This window comes from Ectothiorhodospira variabilis (assembly GCF_022227625.1).
GTDB lineage: Bacteria > Pseudomonadota > Gammaproteobacteria > Ectothiorhodospirales > Ectothiorhodospiraceae > Ectothiorhodospira > Ectothiorhodospira haloalkaliphila.
In genome coordinates this window covers 346,673-368,692 of record NZ_JAJNAO010000001.1, presented here as the reverse complement: position 1 = coordinate 368,692, position 22,020 = coordinate 346,673, and the positions used below count along the sequence as shown (strand labels likewise).

General features: G+C 65.2%; 21 protein-coding genes. 13 read left to right on the top strand and 8 right to left on the bottom strand.

The window, feature by feature from the left end; genetic code table 11:
• Positions 1-111 precede the first annotated feature (111 nt).
• The 5 genes from LPW30_RS01670 to LPW30_RS01650 all read left to right on the top strand — a co-directional run bounded on the left by LPW30_RS01670 (position 112) and on the right by LPW30_RS01650 (position 6,589).
• Entirely contained in the window at positions 112-474 is a 363-nt protein-coding gene (locus tag LPW30_RS01670; RefSeq protein WP_025280332.1) for a cysteine-rich small domain-containing protein, read from the top strand.
• A 174-nt stretch (positions 475-648) separates the two neighbouring features.
• Positions 649-2,334: a magnesium-protoporphyrin IX monomethyl ester anaerobic oxidative cyclase gene (bchE, locus tag LPW30_RS01665; protein WP_025280331.1), complete on the top strand. Its 1,686-nt coding sequence runs from the start codon at positions 649-651 to the stop codon at positions 2,332-2,334.
• A gap of 163 nt (positions 2,335-2,497) precedes the next feature.
• Entirely contained in the window at positions 2,498-3,988 is a 1,491-nt protein-coding gene (locus LPW30_RS01660; RefSeq protein WP_239680007.1) for a cobyric acid synthase, read from the top strand.
• On the top strand, positions 3,985-5,520 hold the full coding sequence (locus LPW30_RS01655) for a cobyric acid synthase (RefSeq protein ID WP_239679905.1): 1,536 nt from the start codon (positions 3,985-3,987) through the stop codon (positions 5,518-5,520). The genes LPW30_RS01660 and LPW30_RS01655 overlap by 4 nt, the downstream gene beginning before the upstream one ends.
• Positions 5,521-5,605: 85 nt before the next feature.
• Entirely contained in the window at positions 5,606-6,589 is a 984-nt protein-coding gene (locus LPW30_RS01650; RefSeq protein ID WP_025280328.1) for an NAD(P)/FAD-dependent oxidoreductase, read from the top strand.
• A gap of 207 nt (positions 6,590-6,796) precedes the next feature.
• On the opposite strand, the gene LPW30_RS01645 is transcribed toward LPW30_RS01650, so the two are convergent.
• From LPW30_RS01645 to LPW30_RS01630, 4 genes are all read right to left on the bottom strand, one after another.
• Positions 6,797-7,132, bottom strand: coding sequence for a hypothetical protein (locus tag LPW30_RS01645; RefSeq protein WP_025280327.1), 336 nt, complete (start codon positions 7,130-7,132; stop codon positions 6,797-6,799).
• A 6-nt stretch (positions 7,133-7,138) separates the two neighbouring features.
• Positions 7,139-7,672 (bottom strand): hypothetical protein, encoded by a 534-nt coding sequence (locus LPW30_RS01640; protein WP_238624705.1) that lies wholly within the window; start codon positions 7,670-7,672, stop codon positions 7,139-7,141.
• Positions 7,673-7,695: 23 nt separating this feature from the next.
• Positions 7,696-8,421, bottom strand: a complete 726-nt coding sequence (locus tag LPW30_RS01635) for a DUF4197 domain-containing protein (protein ID WP_239679904.1) — start codon at positions 8,419-8,421, stop codon at positions 7,696-7,698.
• Between the two features lie 187 nt (positions 8,422-8,608).
• Positions 8,609-10,177 (bottom strand): FAD-binding domain-containing protein, encoded by a 1,569-nt coding sequence (locus LPW30_RS01630; protein ID WP_239679903.1) that lies wholly within the window; start codon positions 10,175-10,177, stop codon positions 8,609-8,611.
• Between the two features lie 253 nt (positions 10,178-10,430).
• On the opposite strand from LPW30_RS01630, the gene LPW30_RS01625 reads away from it, so the two are divergent.
• A complete protein-coding gene (locus LPW30_RS01625) occupies positions 10,431-11,681 on the top strand; it encodes an FAD-binding domain-containing protein (protein ID WP_239679902.1) in 1,251 nt (416 codons plus the stop codon).
• Positions 11,682-11,723: 42 nt separating this feature from the next.
• On the opposite strand, the gene LPW30_RS01620 is transcribed toward LPW30_RS01625, so the two are convergent.
• Entirely contained in the window at positions 11,724-12,137 is a 414-nt protein-coding gene (locus LPW30_RS01620) for a type II toxin-antitoxin system VapC family toxin (RefSeq protein WP_239679901.1), read from the bottom strand.
• Positions 12,134-12,364, bottom strand: a complete 231-nt coding sequence (gene vapB, locus LPW30_RS01615; RefSeq protein WP_239679900.1) for a type II toxin-antitoxin system VapB family antitoxin — start codon at positions 12,362-12,364, stop codon at positions 12,134-12,136. Before vapB ends, LPW30_RS01620 begins: the two co-directional genes overlap by 4 nt.
• 249 nt (positions 12,365-12,613) lie before the next feature.
• Between vapB and tcuA the strand changes: the two genes are divergently transcribed.
• On the top strand, positions 12,614-13,987 hold the full coding sequence (gene tcuA / locus LPW30_RS01610) for an FAD-dependent tricarballylate dehydrogenase TcuA (protein WP_239679899.1): 1,374 nt from the start codon (positions 12,614-12,616) through the stop codon (positions 13,985-13,987).
• On the opposite strand, the gene LPW30_RS01605 is transcribed toward tcuA, so the two are convergent.
• The gene (locus tag LPW30_RS01605; protein ID WP_239680006.1) at positions 13,976-14,587 is read right to left on the bottom strand and encodes a class I SAM-dependent methyltransferase; all 612 of its coding nucleotides are present in this window, start codon (positions 14,585-14,587) and stop codon (positions 13,976-13,978) included. The genes tcuA and LPW30_RS01605 overlap by 12 nt on opposite strands.
• A gap of 68 nt (positions 14,588-14,655) precedes the next feature.
• Between LPW30_RS01605 and LPW30_RS01600 the strand changes: the two genes are divergently transcribed.
• The 6 genes from LPW30_RS01600 to LPW30_RS01575 all read left to right on the top strand — a co-directional run bounded on the left by LPW30_RS01600 (position 14,656) and on the right by LPW30_RS01575 (position 20,481).
• On the top strand, positions 14,656-14,937 hold the full coding sequence (locus tag LPW30_RS01600; RefSeq protein ID WP_025280284.1) for a type II toxin-antitoxin system mRNA interferase toxin, RelE/StbE family: 282 nt from the start codon (positions 14,656-14,658) through the stop codon (positions 14,935-14,937).
• Between the two features lies 1 nt (position 14,938).
• The gene (locus LPW30_RS01595; RefSeq protein WP_025280283.1) at positions 14,939-15,199 is read left to right on the top strand and encodes a helix-turn-helix domain-containing protein; all 261 of its coding nucleotides are present in this window, start codon (positions 14,939-14,941) and stop codon (positions 15,197-15,199) included.
• A gap of 33 nt (positions 15,200-15,232) precedes the next feature.
• Positions 15,233-17,164, top strand: a complete 1,932-nt coding sequence (locus LPW30_RS01590; RefSeq protein ID WP_239679898.1) for an SLC13 family permease — start codon at positions 15,233-15,235, stop codon at positions 17,162-17,164.
• A gap of 14 nt (positions 17,165-17,178) precedes the next feature.
• Positions 17,179-18,300 (top strand): tricarballylate utilization 4Fe-4S protein TcuB, encoded by a 1,122-nt coding sequence (gene tcuB, locus LPW30_RS01585; RefSeq protein WP_239679897.1) that lies wholly within the window; start codon positions 17,179-17,181, stop codon positions 18,298-18,300.
• Between the two features lie 91 nt (positions 18,301-18,391).
• Positions 18,392-19,063 (top strand): RadC family protein, encoded by a 672-nt coding sequence (radC, locus tag LPW30_RS01580; RefSeq protein ID WP_238624698.1) that lies wholly within the window; start codon positions 18,392-18,394, stop codon positions 19,061-19,063.
• Positions 19,060-20,481, top strand: a complete 1,422-nt coding sequence (locus tag LPW30_RS01575; RefSeq protein ID WP_239679896.1) for a carotenoid oxygenase family protein — start codon at positions 19,060-19,062, stop codon at positions 20,479-20,481. The genes radC and LPW30_RS01575 overlap by 4 nt, the downstream gene beginning before the upstream one ends.
• 7 nt (positions 20,482-20,488) lie before the next feature.
• On the opposite strand, the gene LPW30_RS01570 is transcribed toward LPW30_RS01575, so the two are convergent.
• Positions 20,489-21,907: a phospholipase D-like domain-containing protein gene (locus LPW30_RS01570; RefSeq protein WP_239679895.1), complete on the bottom strand. Its 1,419-nt coding sequence runs from the start codon at positions 21,905-21,907 to the stop codon at positions 20,489-20,491.
• Positions 21,908-22,020 lie beyond the last annotated feature (113 nt).

The window sequence follows — 22,020 nt, the reverse complement described above, 5'->3', positions numbered from 1 at the left end:
GCCGTTAAGATACCGTGCCGGACGTTTACTGAGCATAGACCATGGCAGCGAGCATTCAGTGCCCACTGGCCGAAGACCCAACTTCCCCGATCCCGGGGACCGGAGTTCAACATGGAACCCAAAGACAGCACCCGAAACGAGGCCTTCAAGGGTTTCACCAACGACGCCTGCCCGTTCATGCCCTGCCACCAGGGGGTGAAACGCGAATTCAATTGCCTGTTCTGTTACTGCCCCCTGATTGCCTACGAATGCCCCGGCCCCTACCGCGTGATCACCGACCGCCACGGCATGCGACGCAAGGATTGCAGCCCCTGCAACCTGCCCCATAACGGCTATCTTCAATCGTGGAGCTTCATCCAGAAATGGCTGGAGCGACCGGTGCTTTGGGACGGTCACGAGCAGACCCGTTATCAGGTGGACCTGCCCGAGGATGCCGAGCCCCGGCGTGGTGGGCCGCAAGGGGAGACTGATTGACGGAGATCAGGTGAAGCCAGGGCCAGGATACCCAACTGTCCACCGAGGTTGACAGTCTTTAAAACGCGCGGGTAGGATCAAGCGATCCGGGGACCCAAGGAATCTGCCCCGCCTGTATTGTTCGTCTCCGCCCGCCGGGCGGGGGCGATGAATCCTTTTCGCGGGAGCGTACGTATGCGAATCCTCTTCGTCCATCCGAACTACCATTCCGGTGGCGCCGAAATCGCCGGTAAATGGTCACCCGCCTGGGTGGCCTACCTGGCCGGGTATCTCAAGACTCATGGCTACGAGGACTACACCTTCGTGGATGCCATGACCGACGAGATCTCCGACGAGGATCTGCGCAAGATCTTCGCCGAAGCCCAGCCGGATATCATCGCCTGTACCGCCGTGACCCCCGCCATCTACAAGGCGGAGGAAACCCTCAAGATTGCCAAGGAAGCCTGCCCCAATGCGGTCACGCTGCTGGGCGGCATCCACGCCACCTTCATGTTCCAGCAGGTGCTCACTGAAGCCCCCTGGATCGATGCCATCATCCGAGGCGAAGGCGAAGCCGTCACCCTGGACCTGGTGCGCACCGTGGACGAGGGTCGCTGGCCCGAGGCCCGCAGCGAAGTACGCGGCATTGCCTACGTGGAAAACGATCAGGTGGTGGCAACCCCCGCCGCCCCCACCATCCGGGACGTGGACTCCATCATCCCCGACTGGGGCGTGCTGGACTGGAAGAAATACATCTACATCCCCATGGGCGTGCCGGTGGCCACCCCCAACATGGCACGCGGCTGCCCCTTCACCTGCAGCTTCTGCTCCCAGTGGAAGTTCTGGCGTGACTACCGGGTGCGCGATCCCAAGAAGGTGGTGGACGAGATCGAGATCCTGGTCAAGGAGCATGGCGTCGGCTTCTTCATCCTCGCCGACGAAGAGCCCACCATCAACAAGGCCAAGTTCGTGGAGTTCTGTCAGGAACTCATCGACCGCGACCTGGGCGTGCTCTGGGGCATCAACACCCGCGTGACCGACGTCATGCGCGACGAGGATCTGCTGCCCTTCTACCGCAAGGCCGGTCTGGTGCACATCTCCCTGGGCACCGAGGCGGCGGCACAGCTCAACCTGGACCTGTTCGTCAAGGAAACCACGGTGGCCCAGAACAAGCGCGCCATCGAACTGCTGCGCAATGCCGGCATCGTCACCGAGGCCCAGTTCATCGTCGGCCTGGAGAACGAGACCGCCGAGACCCTGGAAGAGACCTTCAAGCTGTGCATGGACTGGAATCCCGACATGGCCAACTGGGCCATGTTCACCCCCTGGCCCTTCTCGGATCTGTACACCGAGATGGGCGACAAGGTGGAGATCCACGACTTTGCCAAGTACAACTTCGTCACCCCCATCATGAAACCCGCGGCCATGACCCGGGGCGAACTGCTGGACCGGGTGATGCACAACTATCGCCGCTTCTACATGAAGAAGGCCTTCCTGGGCTATCCCTGGGAGCGCAACCCGCTGCGTCGCAAGTACCTGCTGGGTTGTCTCAAGGCCTTCTTGAAGAGTGCCTTCGAGCGTCGCTTCTACGACCTGGGCAAGGCCGGTTACTGGGGCCCGCAGTCCCGCAAGACGGTGGACTGGAAGTTCGACCACTCCCGCAAGCTGGTCAAGCCGGACGCCCAGCTGGAAGAGCAGATCGTGAAGTGGAAGAGCGCCCCGGCCCGCAAGCGCGGCGGCAAGCCCGCCAAGGCCGGTGCGGCTGCCGAGGCCACGCAGATGGATCCGTCCCAGGTGAAGATCTGCGGCGGTGGCGATCAGCAGCTTGAAGAGAGCCTGGATGACGCCAAGATCAAGGAGAAAATCAAGGAAAACGCCTGACCCCTCGGGCTGACCTGCTCTAACCTGATCCGCAATTGTAAAGGGCGCCCCATGGGCGCCCTTTTTCTGTCCGCTGAGGAAAAACCCCGTGATCGATGACCCTACTGCCCCCATCGACTTCCCTGCCCTGCCCCAGGCCGGCCCGCGCCAGGCGAAGGCGCTGATGATCCAGGGCACCAGCTCGGACGTGGGCAAGAGCCTGCTGGTGGCCGGCCTGTGCCGGGCCTATGCGCGACGGGGCCTGAAGGTGCGACCCTTCAAGGCCCAGAACATGAGCAACAACGCCGCCGTCACCGCCGACAGCGACCTGCCGCCGGGAGCCGACGGCCAGGTACCCCGGGGCGAGATTGGTCGGGCCCAGGCGCTGCAGGCCCGGGCCTGCGGCGTGGAACCCTCCATCCACATGAACCCGGTCCTGCTCAAGCCCCAGACCCTCATCGGCTCCCAGGTGGTGCTGCGCGGCCGGGTGCTCGGCAACTGCCGCGCCAAGGTCTACCACAAGATGAAGCCGCAGTTGCTGCCGGCGGTGCTGGACAGCTTTCACCGCACCGCCGCCCAGGCGGACCTGGTGCTGGTGGAGGGTGCCGGCAGCGGTGCCGAGGTGTACTTGCGCAAGTCCGACATCACCAACATGAAGCTGGCGGAACTGGCCGACCTGCCCGTGGTGGTGCTGGGCGACATCGATCGCGGCGGTGCCCTGGCGGCCATCGTGGGCACCCATGCCCTGCTCAACGACGATGAAAATGCCCGGGTGGTGGGTTACATCATCAACAAGTTCCGGGGCGATCTCTCCCTGTTCGAGCCCGCCTGCGAACTCATGACCCAGCGCACCGGCTGGCCCTGGCTGGGTGTGGTGCGCTGGTTTGAATCCGCTTCACGACTGCCGGCGGAGGACTCCCTGGCCCTGGAGCGACCGGCGGAAGGTGAGGGACACGGTCTCAACATCGCCGTACCGCAGCTCTCCCGGGTGGCCAATTTCGACGATCTGGATCCCCTGGCGGCCGAACCGGGCGTGAGCGTGAACTGGGTGAAACCCGGCACGCCGATCCCCCGGGAAACCGATGTGGTCATCCTGCCAGGCTCCAAGTCCACCCGCGCGGATCTTGAAGTGATGCGCCGCGAGGGCTGGGACATCGACATCCTGGCCCATGTGCGCCAGGGCGGGCGCGTGGTGGGCCTGTGCGCCGGATTCCAGATGCTGGGCCGTGTGGTACGCGACCCCCAGGGCATCGAGGGTGAGCCCGGCGAGACACCGGGGCTCGGGCTCCTGGACGTGGAGACCGAGATCAGCGGCGAGAAACAACTCATCGACCTGGATGCCAGGGATCAAGCCAGTGGCTGTCGTGTCACCGGCTACGAGATGCACATGGGCCGCACCCACGGCGCCGGCCTGGATCGCCCCTGGCTGATGCTGGAGGACAAACAGGGCAAGCCCCGGCCTGAAGGCGCCATGTCTGCCGATGGTCGGGTCACCGGCGCCTATGTGCACGGCATCTTCGGCAATGATGATTTTCGCGCTCACTGGCTGCGCCGCGTGGGAGCCGAGGCCTCCACCCTGGACTACGAGGCCCGCGTCGAGGCGGCCCTGGAAGCCCTGGCGGATCACTGCGAGGACAACCTGGATCTGGACGCACTGCTGGCGCTGGCGCGATGACATCTAAGCTGAACATGGCCCGGGTGCTCATGATCCAGGGCACCAATGCCGATGTGGGCAAGAGCCTGGTGGTGGCCGGCCTGTGCCGGGCCTTCACACGGCGCGGCCTGACCGTGCGCCCCTTCAAGGCCCAGAACATGAGCAACAACGCGGCGGTCACGGTGGACTCGGATGCGCCGCCCCGGGCCGATGGCACACCGGTGCGCGGCGAGATCGGCCGGGCCCAGGCCCTGCAGGCCCTGGCCTGTGGCGCACCCAACTCGGTCCATATGAACCCGGTACTGCTCAAGCCCCAAAGCGACATGGACAGCCAGGTGGTGCTGCGGGGCCGGGTGCTCGGCACCTGGTCCGCTGCCGGCTATCAGACCATGAAGACGGACCTGCTGCCCGCCGTGGTGGACAGCCTGCACCGCCTGGCCGCCGAGTCGGACCTGGTGCTCATCGAAGGGGCCGGCTGCGGTTCGGAACGCTATCTGCGGGCCCGGGACATCACCAACATGGGCCTGGCCGAAGCAGCGGACATCCCGGTGATCCTGCTGGGCGAAGATGCCCGGGGCGGCATCACCGCCTCCGTGCTGGGATCGCACCAGCTGTGGACTACCTCGGAACGGGCCCGCGTCCAGGGTTATCTGGTGAACCGCTTTCGCGGCGATCCGGCCGTCTTCGCCCCCGCTGCCGAGGACATGACCCGCGCCACCGGCTGGCCCAACCTGGGCCTGATCCGCTGGTTCGACGGCGCCGCCCGTCTGGCCCAGGAGGACTCCCTGGCCCTGGACCAGCAACATTCAAGTTCAGGTCCCGGCCTTCGCATCGTCGTCCCGCGCCTGCCCCGGGTGGCCAATTTCGACGACCTGGATCCCCTGGCCGCCGAACCGGGGGTGGACGTGCGCTGGATCCCACCGGGCCAGCCCCTGCCCCGGGATGCGGACGTCGTCCTGCTGCCCGGCTCCAAGGCCACCCGCAGCGACCTGGAATGCCTCTACCGGGAAGGCTGGCATCATGACATCCACACTCATGTGCGCCATGGCGGCCACGTGGTGGGCCTGTGTGCCGGCTACCAGATGCTGGGTCGGGTGATCCGCGACCCCGAAGGGATCGAGGGACCGGCCGGCGATACCTCCGGCCTGGGCCTGCTGGACATGGAAACCACCCTCACCGGCGACAAGCGCCTGCTGGACCTGGACGCCCGCGACCGGCTCAGCGGCGAGGCCCTCACCGGCTACGAGATGCACATGGGCCGCACCGCCGGCCCCGCCCTGGAGACTCCCTGGTTGATCCTTGAGGACACCGAAGGCACCCGCCCCGAAGGTGCCCGATCGGCCAACGGGCGCATCATGGGGGGTTACGTCCACGGCCTCTTCGCTGCCGACGGCTTCCGCCGCCACTGGCTGGAAGGCCTGGGTGCAAAAACCTCCGGGCTCAATTACGCTGAACGCGTGGACGCCACGCTGAATGCCTTTGCCGACCAACTGGAAGCGGACCTGGACCTGGATCGGCTCTGGGAGCTGGCGCAGCCACCGGGGCTCAAATAGCGCCAGAGGGACCGCTGTCAGGGGATACGGCGTCGGAGATAACCTGCGAGAAAATGATGACATCACTGGTATTCGAGGCCTGCCCATGAACCGTATTGCGATCATTGGTGCCGGTATGGCCGGACTGGCTGCCGCACGACGCCTGGCAGACCAGGGGCATGACTGCACGGTGCTCGAAAAAAGTCGGGGCCTGGGCGGGCGCATGGCCACCCGCCATGCCGACGCATTGCGATTCGATCACGGGGCGCAATACTTCACTGCGCGAGGCGAGTCACTGAAGGCATACGTGCGAGGCTGGCAGCAGGAGGGGGTCGTCGCGGAATGGGGACCAGACCGACTGGTCGGTTGCCCCGGCATGACCGCGCCGGCCTGGGCCATGGCCCGCGGCCTGAGCATTCATCGCAACTGCCGGATCACACATCTGGAACACCGTCCGGAGGGCTGGCAACTGCACACCGAGCCAGGACCGGATCATGAGGCCCTGGCAAAACCCTTCGACGCCGTGCTGCTGGCCATTCCCGCACCCCAGGCCATCACCCTGGCCGCCACCGCGGGGATCGAGTTCCCGGCGATGGCGCAGGTGCGCTACGCCCCCACGATCACGTTGATGGCCGCGTTCGATCACCCCCTCTCATTGCCCGATGTGGCATTCGAGCCCACCGAGGGGCCGTTGGCATGGATCGCCCGCAATGCCACCAAGCCGGGGCGGGACACCGAGCCTGAGACTGTGGTGGCCCACGCCGGCAGCGAATGGTCACGGACCCATGTGGACACGCCTGCCGAGGAACTGGGCGAACCCCTGCTGGAGGCCTTGCGCGCCATTGTGGGCAAGGCGCAACCGTTCCATTGGCAGGTTCACCGCTGGTTGTATGCCCGTGTGGAACAGGCGGCCGGAACGCCATGCCTGTGGGATGCCCAACAGCGGATCGGCGCCTGCGGCGACTGGGCCCTCGGCGCCCGAGTGGAAGCGGCCTTCGACAGCGGCGAGGCACTGGCTGCCGCGGTGATCCGGTCCACAGGGGTCGACCAGGGGCAGGCCAAAGGACCCAACCCGGGACCCTCTGCCTGACAGCCACCATTCCTTCCTTGACCGGGAAGCCCCTGGGCGCTCGCAAACTACGAGCGGATGTGAGCGCCGCACGTCTTTTGCGTGTGCTGCAGGCACTGTGTTTGGGTCGGATCTCATGTCATCGAGTTGCACCCGACACGCTTTGTCTTCACCTGCTTGAGCCCCTTGCCTGCCCGGATCATTCAGAATCGGCATGGTTGTCCGAAATCATCTCCGCCGCCCACCTTTCGGCTTGAAGCCATCCGGCTTGCTGGCAATCCAGCGGGTGAACGTGCTGATGTCCGGGTGGCTGAGCAGGGCCTCCAGGGTGTTGTACTCCCGCTCCAGGGTTTTCTCATCCAGTACCCGGTGAACCTGGCTGTGACATGGGCGGCAGACCCAGATGACCCGCTCCCGCACCTCCACACGATCGAACATCCGCTTGTTGCGCCGATTCCGGTGACGGGCCCGCGGAATCAAATGGTGGCGCGTCAGATGCTCCACGGTCCGCCCGCAGAGCTGGCAACCAGTCGAGTGAACGTCTTCCGGCTCGGTGGTCGACATGGCCGGTCATGACTTGGGCAGCACATGCCCGCCGATGACCTTCGATTCGCCCCCCGCCTCGCCTTCGATAATCGACGACAACAGGCCATAAGCGACCCTCCAGTGCGTCGCCCCTACCTGCACACCGGCTGTCTTCGGGTTCAGCTTGGTCACCTCCCCGAACAGCTCGTTTCCCTTGCGGTCCTTGAAGGCCACCTTGTCACCGATCCGGAGGGTATTTCGGTCCAGTTTGCCGCCGGGATTCGAGATGGCCACATCGGCGCCATCGAGGTTGATGAAGTGGAGCGGGATGCTCCAGCGCTGGCCATCGTGGCGGTCGGCCACCAGGGCCCTGGTGGTTTTCAATTCGATGATGCTGGCCTCGATCAGGCGGTTTTGCTGTGCATCAAAGTACTCGATCTCCTGCCCCACCTTCAGCGCACGCCGAATCTGCAGGATCCTTTGAGGGTCTTCCAGGTTCCGCTGAATGGCCTGCTGGAGACGGTAGAGTTCGAAAAGGGACGCCTTGTTCAAGGCCTCAAGGATCTGGGAATAGTTCATCAGTCTGCGCCCTCCGTCGCCGCTTACCGCCCGAACAGGTGTCTGAGCATCTGACCGCCCTGCCCCACCGGGTCCTCCCGGATCATGCCCTCGCGTTCCGCCATGAGTTCGAACAGGCCCTCCACGGTCTTGTCGTTCACGTAGGCATCCAGGTCGAAATCCCGCAGCCCACTCATCCCCGGCAGCCGGTTGCCGACGCGGTCGATGAGACGGGAGAGCGCCTCGGTGGCGCCAGTCTCTTCCAGGGCGCGCCGGGTCTCGGGGAGCAGGGCCTGAGTGACCCGCTCTCCCTGTCGATCCTGCAGATGCCGAGTGGCCCCATCGGAGGACCCCAGGATGGGTTGCACATCCTCGAAGCGCACATCCCGGATAGCCTCGGCCAGGATGGGGCGCGCGGCCGGCGCGGCCCGCTCCGCTGCTTCATTGATGGCCGCTTCCAGATCGTCGAGTTGCTGCGACAGGCCCAGGCGACTCAGCAGGCTCTGTGCGTCTTGCAGCACCCCGGGCAAGGGGATTTTGATGCCCGGATTGTCCAGGAACCCGCCACTTTGCGAAGCTGCGGATACGGCGTGATCACTGCTGCTGCCGAGCAACTCCCTCAGGCCCTCCACCTGCCCCGATGCAGGCCTTTCGGCGTCGCCGCCCGGCAAGGCTCCGCGAAGACGATCCGCCCAGTCGGCCTGAGCAGCCATCGGCAGCGCCAAGGCCATCACCAGGGCAGCAATCAAGCCAGTGGAATGGATCTTCATCGTATATTTCCTCTTCATTGTGCTGCCTCTTCAGTGCTGCCACGGTGCCAGATCAGAGGGTGACGCATCAGGTGCTTCATGTCTCCCCCGCACAGCCATGCACTCGCCGACGGGAGCATTTTAACCCGGGCGGAGGCATGGCTGAGGCACAAGTAACCCGCATTGGGAAGCGGTGGCCGTCCCTCGTTCAGCGGTCCGTTTCGGGGAAGAGATCGAGCTGACCGGGAGCGGGCGGGGTGCGTCGGGTGGTGGTGCGTGCAGAGGGTCGGCGACGGCTACCATGGCGCTGTTGGATGCCGTCACGCTCCTGGCGCGATGCCGCCTCGCCACGTACCCCTTTGAAGCGCGCGCGGGCCTCTCGCGCCGCCTGCTCATGATCCACGATGGGCGCCGGATAGTCGTGGCCGATGCGACAACCAAACTCACGCTGCAGCGCCGCCGGCATGCGCCATGGCTGGTGGATCCAGTCCCCCGTCACCCGCGCCAGTTCCGGCACCCATTTGCGAATGAAACGACCCTCCGGGTCCTGATCCACCGACTGCTTCACCGGATTGTAAATGCGCAGGGCGTTGATGCCCGTGGTGCCGGATTGCATCTGCATCTGACTGTAGTGAATGCCGGGCTCGTAGTCGGTGAAAACCCGGGCCAGGTGCAGTGACGGCTCGCGCCAGTGCAACCAGAGGTGATAGGAGGCGAAGGCCACCACCATCGCGCGCATGCGGAAATTGATCCAGCCATGGTCGCGTAGCGCACGCATGCAGGCGTCCACCAGGGGATATCCCGTGAGACCCTGCTGCCAGAGCCGCATGCGCTCCACGTCGAACGCGTCCTCGCGCAGACCGTCACAGGCACGGTGCAGATTGGCAAACTCGATGGAGGGCTGATCCTCCAGCTTCTGCATGAAGTGGCAGTGCCAATGCAACCGTTCCTCGAACTGACGCAGGGAACGCTGCCAGGCCGTGCGTTGGCGATCCCCGGCAGGCATCTCACCCACCTGGGCCTTGCGCTCCCGGGTGGCCTGCAACACCCGACGCAGCGACAGCGTGCCATAGGCCAGGTGCGGGCTCAGCCGTGAACTGGCCGTCCAGGCCTTTTCCGGGCTGCTGATGCCGCCGGCATACCGCTGGCCGCGCGCCTCAAGGAAGCCCCGCAGGACGGCATGACCGGCCTCCAGCCCGGGCGCCTGAAGCGATATGGGAAGATCCGCCGCCACACCCGCCGGGCAATCCGGCAAGGTCTCGATGCCGCCCACCACCCCATGGCAGGGTGTGAGCGATTCGGGGAGTGCGGCCACAGGCTCGCCCATCAATTGCTCCCATTGCGCCGCCCAGCCATCGCGGCTACGGAGCGGGCGAACCACGCCATGCTGACGATACTCATGCCAGGGGATGCCACGCTCCCGCAGTCGGCGGGTGACCGCCCGATCCCGATTGAAGGTCCAGCCATTACCGGTCTCCTGGTGGCTATGGACCGCCGCAATCGGCAGTTCCTCGCACAGCCGGTCGAGCACCGTCCCGGCCTCCCCCTCACGTAAGATCAGCGGCTGTCCGAGCTCGCGCAAGCCCCGGTCCAGATCCCGCAGGCTGGCGCGAATGAAATCCCAGTGCCGACGACTGGTATCCGGCTCATCCCAATAGCCCGGCTCCACGATATAAAGTGGCAACACGGGCCCGTTCTTTGCCGCCTGGCAGAGCGGGGCATGATCATCAACGCGAAGATCACGTTTGAACCAGACCAGGTGTATCGGGGCGGACATTGTGGATCTCCTTGCACGTATTGCCGCTGATCAAGGGTGATGGAGCTGCGGCAGTGCGCGGGTTGTGTGGCAACATCATGCATGGATGATCATGCAGCGTGCGACGGCATCGTCCGATAGACCGCCTCCAGGGGAGTTTGTGCCGCTGAAGCTCGCGCCCCCTGGATCCGCTGTTGCGCTGAAACACCCCCGGTGCGAGGCTAATGGACTCCTTCCATGCCCTCAGTGCCCCACGCAATGCCCGCACACACCCATGGCTGACCATCACGAAACCCTGCGCGACAACGACCTCTTCCCTCCGAACCATGCCGCCGCACTGGAACGCCTTCAGGCATTCGTTCCGGGCGCTGGGCGACGCTATGCAGCGGAGCGCAATCGGGATGCCGGGCCGGGGCGGCGGGACAATGTCTCGATGCTCTCGCCGTATATCCGGCATCGTGTTCTGAGTGAACGGCAGGTGATCCAGGCCGTGCTGGCTCAGCACAGCGCCGAGGGGGCCGAGAAGTTCATCCAGGAGGTGTTCTGGCGCACCTACTGGAAGGGCTGGTTGCAAATGCGTCCGCAGGTGTGGCGGGCGTTCCTGCGGGAACTCGCGGCGGATCGGGCGCGCCTGGAACAGGATGCGGGACTGCGGTCGGCGGTCACTGCGGCCCAGGAGGGTCGTAGCGCGGTGGAAGGGTTCGATGACTGGGCTCGCGAGCTGGTCCAGACCGGATACCTGCACAACCATGCGCGCATGTGGTTTGCCTCCATCTGGATCTTCACGCTCGGATTGCCCTGGACGCTCGGGGCCGAGTTCTTTCTGCGCCATCTGCGCGATGCCGATCCGGCATCCAACACCCTGGGGTGGCGATGGGTCGCCGGCATCCAGACTCCGGGCAAGACCTACCTGGCCCGTGCCGACAATATTGCCCGTTATACCGACAATCGCTTCAGGCCCGACAACCTGGCCACCGAAGCCCAACCGATCCGGGAGGAATCCCCCCCACCGCCCACGCCCCTGCCAGCACCGCCAACACTGCCCCCTGGGCAGCGGGTATTGCTCTTGCTGCATGGCGACGACCTGGGCGGTCATGAAGCATTGCCCGCCGGAATCGATGTGGGCGGGATCGCCGTCGCCCGGCAGGGTCATCCCGATGACCCGTGGCCCTTCGGGGAGGCGACCGCCCGCTGGTTCGCGGTGCTGGCCGAGGATGCCGCGCAGCGGGCCAGCAGCGCCCTGCAACAACCGGCAAGCGTATGGCCCCACCTGGATGCCGACAACCTGCGCGGGGCCTGCGACCAGGCCAATGCTCGGGCGATTGCCACCCCGGAGGCGCCTGTGGGACCGATGGCCGATGCGCTCGCGCGCGTGGCTGCGACATTGTCGGTCGATGGAATCCAGCTCATCCCATTACGCCGCGAATGGGATCACCTGGCCTGGCCGCATGCCACCCACGGTTTCTTCCGCTTCAAGCGTGAGATCCCTGATCTCCTGGCCCGCAATGCCCTCACACACCCATGATGTCCTCATCAAGCGATCTTCATTCCAGTCAGCGCCTTTGCCTCAATCGCACCAGTCTTCGTGAACCAGGCCCGGAACACGACCAAATTCACGCACGTTGTTAGTGACCAGCGTGCAAGCAGACGAAATCGCGTGCCCTGCGATCGCCGTATCGTTCGGCCCGATGGGCGTACCTGACTTGCTCAATTCGCGCATCACTTCCACTGTGGCGTCCACTGCCTGCCGATCCCATGGCAGCACTGCATCGAGGCGCTTCACAAATTCATCCACCAGCATCCTGTGTCTGGCTGATGCCTTCCTGCCGATCTGCCCGTAACGCATCTCTGCGTAAGTCACGGCAGATACAACGATCCGGTTCCCCGCCTCAACTTCAGCCGCCAACCGCTGGATCACCGAGGCCGGGTGCTCTCGCATGATGAACGAGCAGATACAGGTATCGAGCATATAGGTCGTCACAGATAGAACCTGCCCTCATCGCCAACGACAGTGGGCCGATCTTTCAGGAAGTCGTCGTCAGCCTTTGGTAGGTCATGCAAAGACGACCAGGAAGGTCGCGCGGGGCGAAGCGTGATCACGTCACCCTCCTTCGTGATTTCCAGCTCCCCAATGCCGTCATAGGCCATGTCGGCGGGCAGGCGAACTGCCTGATTCTTACCGTTCCTGAAAATTGACACGGTACGCATCTTTGGCACCTCCAAGCATATGCTTTACATATGTCAATGTAGTAGCCGGATTAGAGATATGCAAGGCATATGCTGATCAACCAAGCATTCCTCGCATCAACGGGTTGTCTTCAAGAAACATCTGGGGCCCCTGAGCGACCGGATGCGAGAGCCGGCACCCGCAGACCCTCGCCCCCAGCCCCCATATGCTGTACAACACGTCCCGTGCCCCCGCGGATATCGATAACGCCCCATTCAACGACCTCCACAATGCCCTCACACACCCATGATGTCCTCGTGATCGGTGGTGGCCTGGCGGCCCTGTGTGCCGCCATCTCGGCGCGTGAACACGGGGCCACGGTGCAGATGGTGGACCGCGCGCCGACGTATCAGCGGGGCGGCAACTCCCGCCATTCGCGCAATCTGCGCATTGCCCATGAGGCGCCCTCGGCCCTTTTCCCCGGCCGCTATACGGTGGAAGAGTTCGTCGAGGACCTGCGCCAGACCAGCCAGGGGTGCTGTGATGACGCGCTCACACGCACCCTGGCCGAAGGTTCGCTGACCTTGCCGGCATGGCTGCAGGCACAGGGTGTGCACTTCGAGCGCCCGGCCCAGGGCACCCTGCCCTGGTCGCGCAAGACGGCCTTTTTCCTGGGGGGTGGGCGCAACATGATCAATGCCCTTTTCGCCCGCGCCCAGGCCCTGGGTGTGGACATCCTCCAGGACACGCGGGTGGAGGATGTCGTCCTGGAAGACCGGGAGGTGCATGAAATCCAGGCCCGTCAGCACGATCAACCGCTGACGCTACGGGCCCGGCGCGTCATCGTCTGCAGCGGCGGCTACCAGGCCGACCGGGAGGCCCTGGCCGCCACGCGGGGCGATGCGGCGCAAGGCTTCATCGTTCGTGGCAGTCCGCATGTACGGGGTGAGTTGCTGCTGTCACTGCTGCGCCAGGGGGCGGCTCCCAGCGGCCAGCCCGGGGCCTGCCACCTGGTGGCGGTGAATGCCCGATCACCGGATGCGGACGGCGGCATCGTCACCCGGGTGGACGGCATGCCCTGGGGGCTGGTGGTGGATACCCATGGACATCGCTTTCGGGACGAGGGCGAGATCATCTCCCCCAGACGCTATTCGGCCTGGGGCCGCTGGGTAGCCGAGCGCCCCGATGCCCGGGCCCATCTGATCCTGGATGCGCGGGGTCATGCCCGGGCGCCCACATCCATTTATGCGCCGGTCGTGGCCGACACCCTGGAGGCCCTGGCCATGCAGCTGGGCATACCGCCGCAAAATCTGGTGAACACTGTCGAGTGCTATCATCAGGCGCGGGTTCCCGGTGGTGATGATCCCGAGACACACCACACCCAGGGACTTGAGCCACCCAAGAGCCGCTGCGCCCTGCCCCTGTCCCAACCGCCCTACTTCGCCCACACCATGGCGCCCGGCGTGACCTTCACCGGCCATGGCCTGAGGGTGGACACCCAGGGCCGCATCCGCCGCAGCCAGGACCCAACCTGCCAGACGCTGCTGGCCGCCGGCATGATCATGTCGCCAGCGATCCTGGGCACCGGCTACGTGGCCGGGGCAGCGCTCACCATCGGAGCCGTCTTCGGTCGCATCGCGGGGGACACGGCGTCACGGGGTTGAGGTGGCCCGGGCGATGATGAGGCAGGAGGCTCGATGGCCATGTCGGGACAGCACCGTGAAAGCTTCAACCTCCAGTCCGGCGCCGCGGATCTGGGCCTCCAGCTCTTCCCGGTAGGTGACCCGCCCGAAATCGATGCTGGTCAGCCGCCGGAGCCAGGGCTTTAAGGTTTCCATCCAGCGTGAGCGGCGTTCCTGGATGGTCTGGGTGAAGAAGATGCACCCGCCAGGGTTCAGCAGGTCGCAGCAATGCCGCAGGGCCTGTTCCGGGTGGGGCAGGAGCATGAAGCTGGCGGAAAAGTACACGGCGTCGTATGGCCCGCCCCGATGCTCATGGACCGACTCGAGCCGCACCTGAACCCGGTCCTCCACGGGCGACCCCCGCAGCCGCTGCCGGGCGCGCTCCACGTAGTCGGCATCGATGTCGATGCCCGTCACGCGCAGCGCCTTGTCCCTCAACCGCCCGGCATTGGCCAGCAGCGCCCCCGCCGTGCCGATACCCACATCCAGCAGCACCGCTCCCTCCGGTATCCGCTCCAGCACCTCGGCATACCAGCGCGAGGTGAGTTTCAGGATCAATCTGTCGTAGATAATGCCTCGAATCATGAACCTCTACCCATGGCGGCGAAAGAGCTTGACATACCATATTTGGTATATATACTACAATGGGTATGTGGGAGGTCTACGAGCATCGAAAAGTTCCTCGCCAGCTCGGCAAGATACCGGGAGAGGTTCTGCTGCGATATGAAAAATGGAAGGATATTGTTCAGCTGTCAGGGCCGGATGGGTTGCGAGCAATCCGGGGCTTCAACGATGAGGCCTTGAAAGGTGAGTGGAAGGGCTTCCGATCTTCCCGCTTGAACAAACAGTATCGCGTCATTTACACGATTGAACAGCACAACATCCTGGTGAAAGTGGTTGAAGTCACGCCGCACGACTACAGGAGCAAGTGACATGCAAGATTATCAGAAGGCCAAGAAGAATGTGGAAGTCACCGTGGGTGAATCGGTCCGTATCATTCGCGAACTTCAGGCGTTAAGTCAGAATCAACTGGCTGAATTGACCGGCATTCCCCAGTCCACCCTCTCGGCAATCGAGAACAACCGCGTGAGCCTGGGCGTTGAAAGGGCCAAGGTATTGGCAAAGGCTCTACGCTGTCATCCTGCTGTTCTGGTATTCCCTGGCTGGGAAATCGACAACAATCAAGCAGCCTGATCACAACGGCCCCGCACGACTCCCGAGGCATGCATGACCCAGGATCAGTGGCTCATTCTCGCCATCCTGACCGCGACGGTCGCCATGTTCCTGTGGGGGCGCTGGCGTCACGACATGGTGGCGGCCGGCGCGTTGCTGGCCTGTGTGCTGGCGGGTCTGGTGCCCACGGGCGAGGCGTTCGCCGGGTTCGGCCATCCGGCGGTGATCACGGTGGCCTGCGTGCTGGTGCTCAGCCGTGGGCTGCAGCTCTCGGGCGCGGTGGATGTGCTGGCGCGCAACGTGATGCCGGCCCAGTCCGGGCGCCTGATCAGCCTCATGGCATTGATGGGGCTCGGGGCCTTCCTGTCGGCCTTCATGAACAACGTGGGCGCCATGGCGCTGCTGATGCCGGTGGCCATCCATCTGTCCCAGCGCCTAGAGCTCACCCCCGGACAGGTGCTCATGCCACTGGCCTTCGGCACCATCCTCGGCGGCATGACCACGATGATCGGCACCCCGCCCAACCTAATCGTCTCCGGCTTTCGCTCCGAAGCCGGGCTGGGCAGCTTTGCCATGTTCGACTTCACCCCCATCGGCCTGGCCGTGGCACTGGCGGGTGTGCTGTTCGTCGCCCTGGTGGGCTGGCGACTGGTGCCGGCACGCAAGCAGGCCGGCATCGAGGGTTTCGAGTCGGGTGCGTATGTCACCGAGGTGCGTGTCCTGGAAGACAGCAAGGCGGCGGGCCTGCGGTTGCGGGAGATCGAGGCCGAGCTCGCCGATGTGGATGCGCAGATCATCGGCATGGTGCAGCGGGAGGTGCGCCTCATTGCCGCCAACCCCGGGCGCCGGGTGCATGCCGGCGACATCCTGATGATCGAAGCCGAGGCCGAAGCCCTCAAGGATGTGCTGTCCATCCTCGGCCTGAAGCTGGAAGAGGAGGTCAAACCCGAGAAGGAGGATAAAGCCTCCGAAGAGGATGATGATGAGGAGGAGGAGGATGAGGAGAAGGGCAAGGGGGAAGAAAAGGAGAAGGAGAATGCCGCCGCCTCAAGGGACAAGGACTCAGACAAATCCGGCAAGCAGGAAAACGGCGATGAGGCCGAGGCCACCGAATCCTCGCCGAAGTCCGGCGATCTGGTGCTGATGGAACTGGCTGTGCTACCCAACTCCCCCCTGAACGGACGCTCGGCCAGCGACATCCTGCTGCGCACGCGCTATGGGGTGAACCTGCTGGCCCTGTCCCGGGAGGGCCAGCGCTCCATGAAACGACTGCGTTCCATGGCCTTCCAGTCCGGGGATCTTTTGCTGATGCAGGGCCCGCCCGAATCCATCTCGGAGTTCGCGTCGGACAATGGCTGCGTGCCCCTGGCCGAGCGGGAACTGCGCATCCCCAACAAGCGCAAGATCTGGGAGGCCAGCCTGATCATGCTGTTTGCCATCGGCGGCGCCGCCTTCGGGCTGTTGCCGGCGGCCGTGGCCTTTGCCCTGGGCGTCCTGGCCTCCATGGCCCTGCGCACCGTGCCGCCACAGGCGGTGTATCATGCCATCGACTGGCCGGTGATCGTGCTGCTGGCGGCCCTGATACCGGTGGCGGGCGCCATGGCAACCACCGGCACGGCCGACCTGATTGCCCGCCTGCTGATCGAGAATGTGGCTCAGGGGCATGCCGTTGTCGGCTTGGCGCTGATCCTGGTGGTCACCATGTTCCTGTCCGACCTGATGAACAACGCAGCCACCGCCGCGGTGATGTGCCCCATTGCCATCGGCACCGCCAACGCCCTGGGGGTGAGCCCCGATGCCTTCCTGATGGCCGTGGCAATCGGCGCCTCCTGCGCCTTCCTCACCCCCATCGGTCATCAGAACAACACCCTGATCCTGGGCCCGGGCGGGTTCCGTTTCAGTGACTACTGGCGGCTGGGGCTGCCGCTGGAGATCATCGTGGTGGCCATCGCGGTGCCGCTGCTGCTGGTGGTGTGGCCGCTGTGACGGAGAGGAAAGCCTTGCAACAATCCGAACCCGACAAAGAAGCCGAGCCCCGCCGGGTAATGCAATTGTGCAACGTGTGCAGCTTCTGCACCGGACTGTGCGACGTCTTCCCCGCCTCGGAACGCCGGCCGGATCTGACCGGCGCCGATCTGGATTATCTGGCCAACCTCTGCCACAACTGCCGAGCCTGCTGGTATGCCTGCCAGTATGCGCCGCCCCATGAATTCGCCATCAACGTGCCCGCCACCCTGGCCCGTCGCCGCACGCAGAGCTACAGGCACTACGCCTGGCCGCGGCCCCTGGCCGCCCTGCTGGCCCGCAGCGGGCTGGCCACCACGCTGGTCAGCCTGGGCGCCACGCTACTGATCCCCCTGCTCACCCTGCTGCTGGTGCCCTTCGACACCCTGTTTGCAATCCACCAGGCCGAAGGGGCGTTCTATGAGGTCATCCCCTGGGGCGTGATGAGCGCGGTGGCAGCCCTCACCTTGGGGTTCTCCGTGCTGGCGGTGATGGTGAGCGTGATGCGCTACTGGCGGGACATCAGCACCCAGGGGCCGCCGGCCATCCCGGTATGGCGTGCCCTGCCCGCGGCCGCCCGGGATCTGTTCACCCTGCGCAATCTGGATGGCGGCGGCGGGGGCTGCAACGACCGCGATCATCGGTTCAGTCAGGTGCGGCGACGCTTTCACCACGCTCTGTTCTATGGCTTTCTGCTCTGCCTGGCGGCCACCACCGTGGCTGCGGGCTATCACCACTTTCTTGAGTGGCAGGCCCCCTACCCCTTCTTCAGCCTGCCCAACCTGCTGGGTACCGTAGGCGGAATAGGCATGATGGTGGGCGCCACGGGTCTGGTATGGGTGAAATGGGGCGCCGATCCGGAACCCACCGCCACCGAGACCCTGCCCGCCGACTACGCCCTGCTGGTGCTGCTGTTCGCCACTGCCGCCACCGGGCTCATCCTCATGGCCCTGCGGGAGACGCCTGCCATGGGTCTGCTGCTGGCCTTGCACCTGGGCACTGTGCTGGGGTTTTTTCTGATGATCCCCTACAGCAAGTTCGTGCACGGGGCCTATCGCGCCGCCGCCCTGCTGCAGGCTGCCCGGGAACGTCCCCTTCATCGGAGCGTTGCCGGCTGAAGGCCCCGGGTTTACAGTCGGACCTGACGGATGAAGGCCCCGCGCCGCACGGGAGGCGGGCGGGAGAGACAAACAACAAGGAGGTTGCACCATGCGCATCACCGACTGGCCCGCCAGCGAGCGGCCCCGTGAAAAACTGCTGGCCCAGGGGCCCGAGGCCCTGTCCGACGCGGAGCTGCTGGCCATTTTCCTGCGCACCGGCGTGAGCGGACTCACCGCCGTGGACCTGGCCAGGGATCTGCTCAACCGGTTCGGCGGACTGCGGCCGCTGCTGCAGGCAGACATCAAGGACTTCTGCAGCGCCCGGGGCCTGGGCGAGGCCAAGTATGCCCAGCTGCAGGCGGTGCTGGAGATGGGGCGCCGGCATCTGTCCGAGTCCCTCAAGCGGGGCGATGCCATCACCAGCCCCGAGCACACCCGTCGTTATCTGGCGGCGCGGCTCAGGGACTACCCTTTCGAGGTGTTTGCCTGCGTGTTCCTGGATAACCGGCATCGGGTGCTGGCCTTCGAGGAGCTGTTTCGTGGCACCATTGACGGGGCCAGCGTCCACCCGAGGGAGGTGGTGCGCCGGGCCCTGCATCACAATGCGGCGGCCCTGATCCTGGCCCACAATCATCCCTCGGGCATTGCCGAGCCGTCCCGCGCCGACCAGAACATCACCGAGCGGTTGCGCGACGCCCTGGGCCTGGTGGATGTACGCGTGCTGGATCACATCATCGTCGGCGATGAACTGGTATCGTTCGCGGAGCGAGGGCTGATATGACAGCAAGGGTTGGGTATCACCTGGGCCTCACCTCCCAGGGCCGGGAAGTGGAACAGGCCACCCTGCCCCTGCGCGGGCATTTGCCCGACTGGCTGCAGGGGGTGCTGCTGCGCAATGGGCCCGGCCTGTTCGAGGTGGGCGGTTACCGCTGCCGGCACTGGTTCGATGGCCTGGCCATGCTGCAGGCCTTCATCCTCAGGGACGGGCGCGTGGGGTTTCGTAACCGGCACCTGATCACCCGCACCCTGGAGCAGGCCCGACGCAGCGGACGCATCGAAGGCTCGGGATTTGCCACCGACACCAACCGCTCCCTGCTCAAGCGCCTGCGGGGCATGATGCGCCCCAACCTCACCGACAACGCCAACGTGAGCATCGCCCACCTGGCGGGGCAGACCGTGTGCCTTACCGAAACCCCCCTGCCCGTGGCCTTCGATGCCGACACCCTGGAGACCCGGGGCATCCTGCCCTTTGAGGACAACACCACGCTGCACATGAGCACCGCGCATCCAGTGGCGGATCACCATGGCGGCGATCTCTATGGCTTCGGCATACAATTCGCGCTCACCAGCCACTACCTGCTGTACCGCATCCCGGCGGGCAGCCGCCAGCGCCGCATCATCGCGCACCTGCCAGTGAAGACCCCGTCCTACATGCACAGCTTCGCGGTCACCGAGCATCATGTGATCCTCAGCGAGTTCCCCCTGGTGATCCGCCCTGTGGATATGCAGATCACGGGGCGGCCCTTCATCGAAAACTTCCGCTGGGAGCCCGACAGGGGCACCCGGTTCCAGGTCTTCGACAAGCACCGCGGCACCCACCTGGGCACGTGCGTGGGCAAGCCCTGTTTTGCCTTCCACCACATCAATGCCTTTGAGGACCAGGCCGGCCGGCTGCAGGTGGACCTGGCCGCCTATCCCGATGACGGCGTCATCCGCCGACTCTATCTGGAGCCCCTGTGCCAAGGCTGGCAGGAACCGGCCTGCGGGCAGGCCTGGCGCTTCACCCTGGATCTTCGGGATGGCAGTGCAACCCGCACCCGCCTCGCCGAGCGCGGCCTGGAATTACCGCGCATCCATGGCGATCGCTGCAGCGGACGTGACTATCGCCATGTGTACGGCACGGGCAACCATGTGCCCGGTGAGCTGACCGATGAGTTGGTCAAACTGGATGTCCGCCAGGGCACCCATCTGACCTGGAGCGAGGCCGACTGCTATCCCGGGGAACCGGTGTTCGTGCCCCGCCCGGGTGCCGATGACGAGGATGATGGCGTGCTGCTGAGCGTGATCCTGGAGGCCGCGGCCGGCACCAGCAGCCTGCTGATCCTGGATGCGCGCACCCTGGAGGAGCAGGCCCGGGCCACCCTGCCGTTTCATCTGCCGTTCGGCTTTCACGGGGAGTTCCTGCCCGATCAGGGATAGAGACCCATCACAGATAGGGGGTCAGCAGGCGGGCCGTGCCATCCCGCAGGCGGATGGGCAGGGAGCGTTGATCCGCCTCCTGCAGGGTCAACCGCCTCGCAGCGGTCAGGCGCTGGTCCACCCAGTCGCTCAACTCCCGGCCCAGATCGGCGTCGTAACACTCCATGTCGAATTCAAAGTTGAGTCGCAGGCTGCGCGGATCCCAGTTGGCCGAGCCCATGAGCAGCCAGTGGCAGTCCACCAGCAGGAGCTTGGTGTGGTCGAAGGGGGGCGGCGTGAACCAGATGCGGCAGCCCCGCTCCAGCAACTGCCAGTGCAGGGCCTGGGAAGCCCAGTGCACCAGCACGTGATTGTTGCGGGCAGGCAGCAGGATGTCCACGCGCACGCCGCGCAGCGCGGCGGCATTGAGGGCCGACATGAGCACGTCATCGGGCAGGAAGTAGGGCGTCATCACCACCACCCGCTCCCGGGCCTCGCCCACGGCCGTGTGCATGAATTGACGCAGGGGATCCCGGTGCTCGTCCGGTCCGTCAACCACGCCTCGCACCAGGGCCTCTCCCACGGGTTCCAGTGGGGGAAAGAAAGCAGGATCTGTCAGATGCTCGCCGCAGGAGAAGTGCCAGTCCTCGTTGAAGATGGTCTGCATCTGCGCCACGGCGGGGCCCTCCACCCGGAACTGGACATCCTGAATGGCGTAGGGATAGGGCGCCCGGCGTCGATGCCCCTCGCGGATGTTCATGCCGCCGGTGAAGCCGAGGCTGCCATCCACGATCAGCAGCTTGCGGTGGTTGCGCAGGTTGAACACGGCCAGGGTGCGCGGCAGGTGCATGGGCAGGAACAACTGGGCCGGCACCCCCCGCTGACGCAGTTCGCGTACCACGCTGCGGCGGCTGTAGCGGGCGCCGACCCCATCAATGAGCACCCGCACGGCCACCCCTCTGGCGGCGGCCGCCACCAGTGCCTCGATGAATTCCTCGCCCGCCGGATCATGATCGAAGATGTAGGTGGACAGGCAGACTCCGGCGCGGGCCTCGCCGATGGCCTGGAGCATGGCGGGATAAGCCTGCTCGCCGTTGATCAGGGCCTGCAGCCTATGGCCCGACTGCAGGTTGAAGGGGCTGAGGGCGTCCCCGGCCCGGGCGAGACGCCGCCAGCGTTCGGGCACGAGGGTGGCGCCGTCAACGGGACTCGATTGGCGGTGCAATCCGTCGTGCCGCAGGGCCTTTGCCTGGCGGGCAATGCGGTTCACCCCCAGCAGCCAGTAGAGGATGGAGCCCAGCAGGGGCAGCAACATGATCAGTCCCACCCAGGCGATCACTGCCCGGGTGTCGCGTTTGTAGATCACGGCGTGTCCGGCGCTGTACACGGCAAAACCCAGCACACCCAGGGCCGTGGCGCTGGCCACGAGGGCCTGCCAGTCGAACAATGAGGGCTCCTTGGAGGGAGAATGACGGTGAAACCATACCAAGGAGTGGGGCCGTGACCAATGTGTGGGGGGTGGAACTTTCGCGGGCAAGGCCCGCTCCCACAGGGGCCCCG

Bases quoted from the DNA above. Each gene is read 5' to 3' on its own strand.
- LPW30_RS01670 (WP_025280332.1), top strand. From the start codon at position 112: ATGGAACCCAAAGACAGCACCCGAAACGAGGCCTTCAAGGGTTTCACC.
- bchE (WP_025280331.1), top strand. From the start codon at position 649: ATGCGAATCCTCTTCGTCCATCCGAACTACCATTCCGGTGGCGCCGAA.
- LPW30_RS01660 (WP_239680007.1), top strand. From the start codon at position 2,498: ATGATCCAGGGCACCAGCTCGGACGTGGGCAAGAGCCTGCTGGTGGCC.
- LPW30_RS01655 (WP_239679905.1), top strand. From the start codon at position 3,985: ATGACATCTAAGCTGAACATGGCCCGGGTGCTCATGATCCAGGGCACC.
- LPW30_RS01650 (WP_025280328.1), top strand. From the start codon at position 5,606: ATGAACCGTATTGCGATCATTGGTGCCGGTATGGCCGGACTGGCTGCC.
- LPW30_RS01645 (WP_025280327.1), bottom strand. From the start codon at position 7,132: ATGTCGACCACCGAGCCGGAAGACGTTCACTCGACTGGTTGCCAGCTC.
- LPW30_RS01640 (WP_238624705.1), bottom strand. From the start codon at position 7,672: ATGAACTATTCCCAGATCCTTGAGGCCTTGAACAAGGCGTCCCTTTTC.
- LPW30_RS01635 (WP_239679904.1), bottom strand. From the start codon at position 8,421: ATGAAGATCCATTCCACTGGCTTGATTGCTGCCCTGGTGATGGCCTTG.
- LPW30_RS01630 (WP_239679903.1), bottom strand. From the start codon at position 10,177: ATGTCCGCCCCGATACACCTGGTCTGGTTCAAACGTGATCTTCGCGTT.
- LPW30_RS01625 (WP_239679902.1), top strand. From the start codon at position 10,431: ATGGCTGACCATCACGAAACCCTGCGCGACAACGACCTCTTCCCTCCG.
- vapB (WP_239679900.1), bottom strand. From the start codon at position 12,364: ATGCGTACCGTGTCAATTTTCAGGAACGGTAAGAATCAGGCAGTTCGC.
- tcuA (WP_239679899.1), top strand. From the start codon at position 12,614: ATGCCCTCACACACCCATGATGTCCTCGTGATCGGTGGTGGCCTGGCG.
- LPW30_RS01600 (WP_025280284.1), top strand. From the start codon at position 14,656: ATGTGGGAGGTCTACGAGCATCGAAAAGTTCCTCGCCAGCTCGGCAAG.
- LPW30_RS01595 (WP_025280283.1), top strand. From the start codon at position 14,939: ATGCAAGATTATCAGAAGGCCAAGAAGAATGTGGAAGTCACCGTGGGT.
- LPW30_RS01590 (WP_239679898.1), top strand. From the start codon at position 15,233: ATGACCCAGGATCAGTGGCTCATTCTCGCCATCCTGACCGCGACGGTC.
- radC (WP_238624698.1), top strand. From the start codon at position 18,392: ATGCGCATCACCGACTGGCCCGCCAGCGAGCGGCCCCGTGAAAAACTG.
- LPW30_RS01575 (WP_239679896.1), top strand. From the start codon at position 19,060: ATGACAGCAAGGGTTGGGTATCACCTGGGCCTCACCTCCCAGGGCCGG.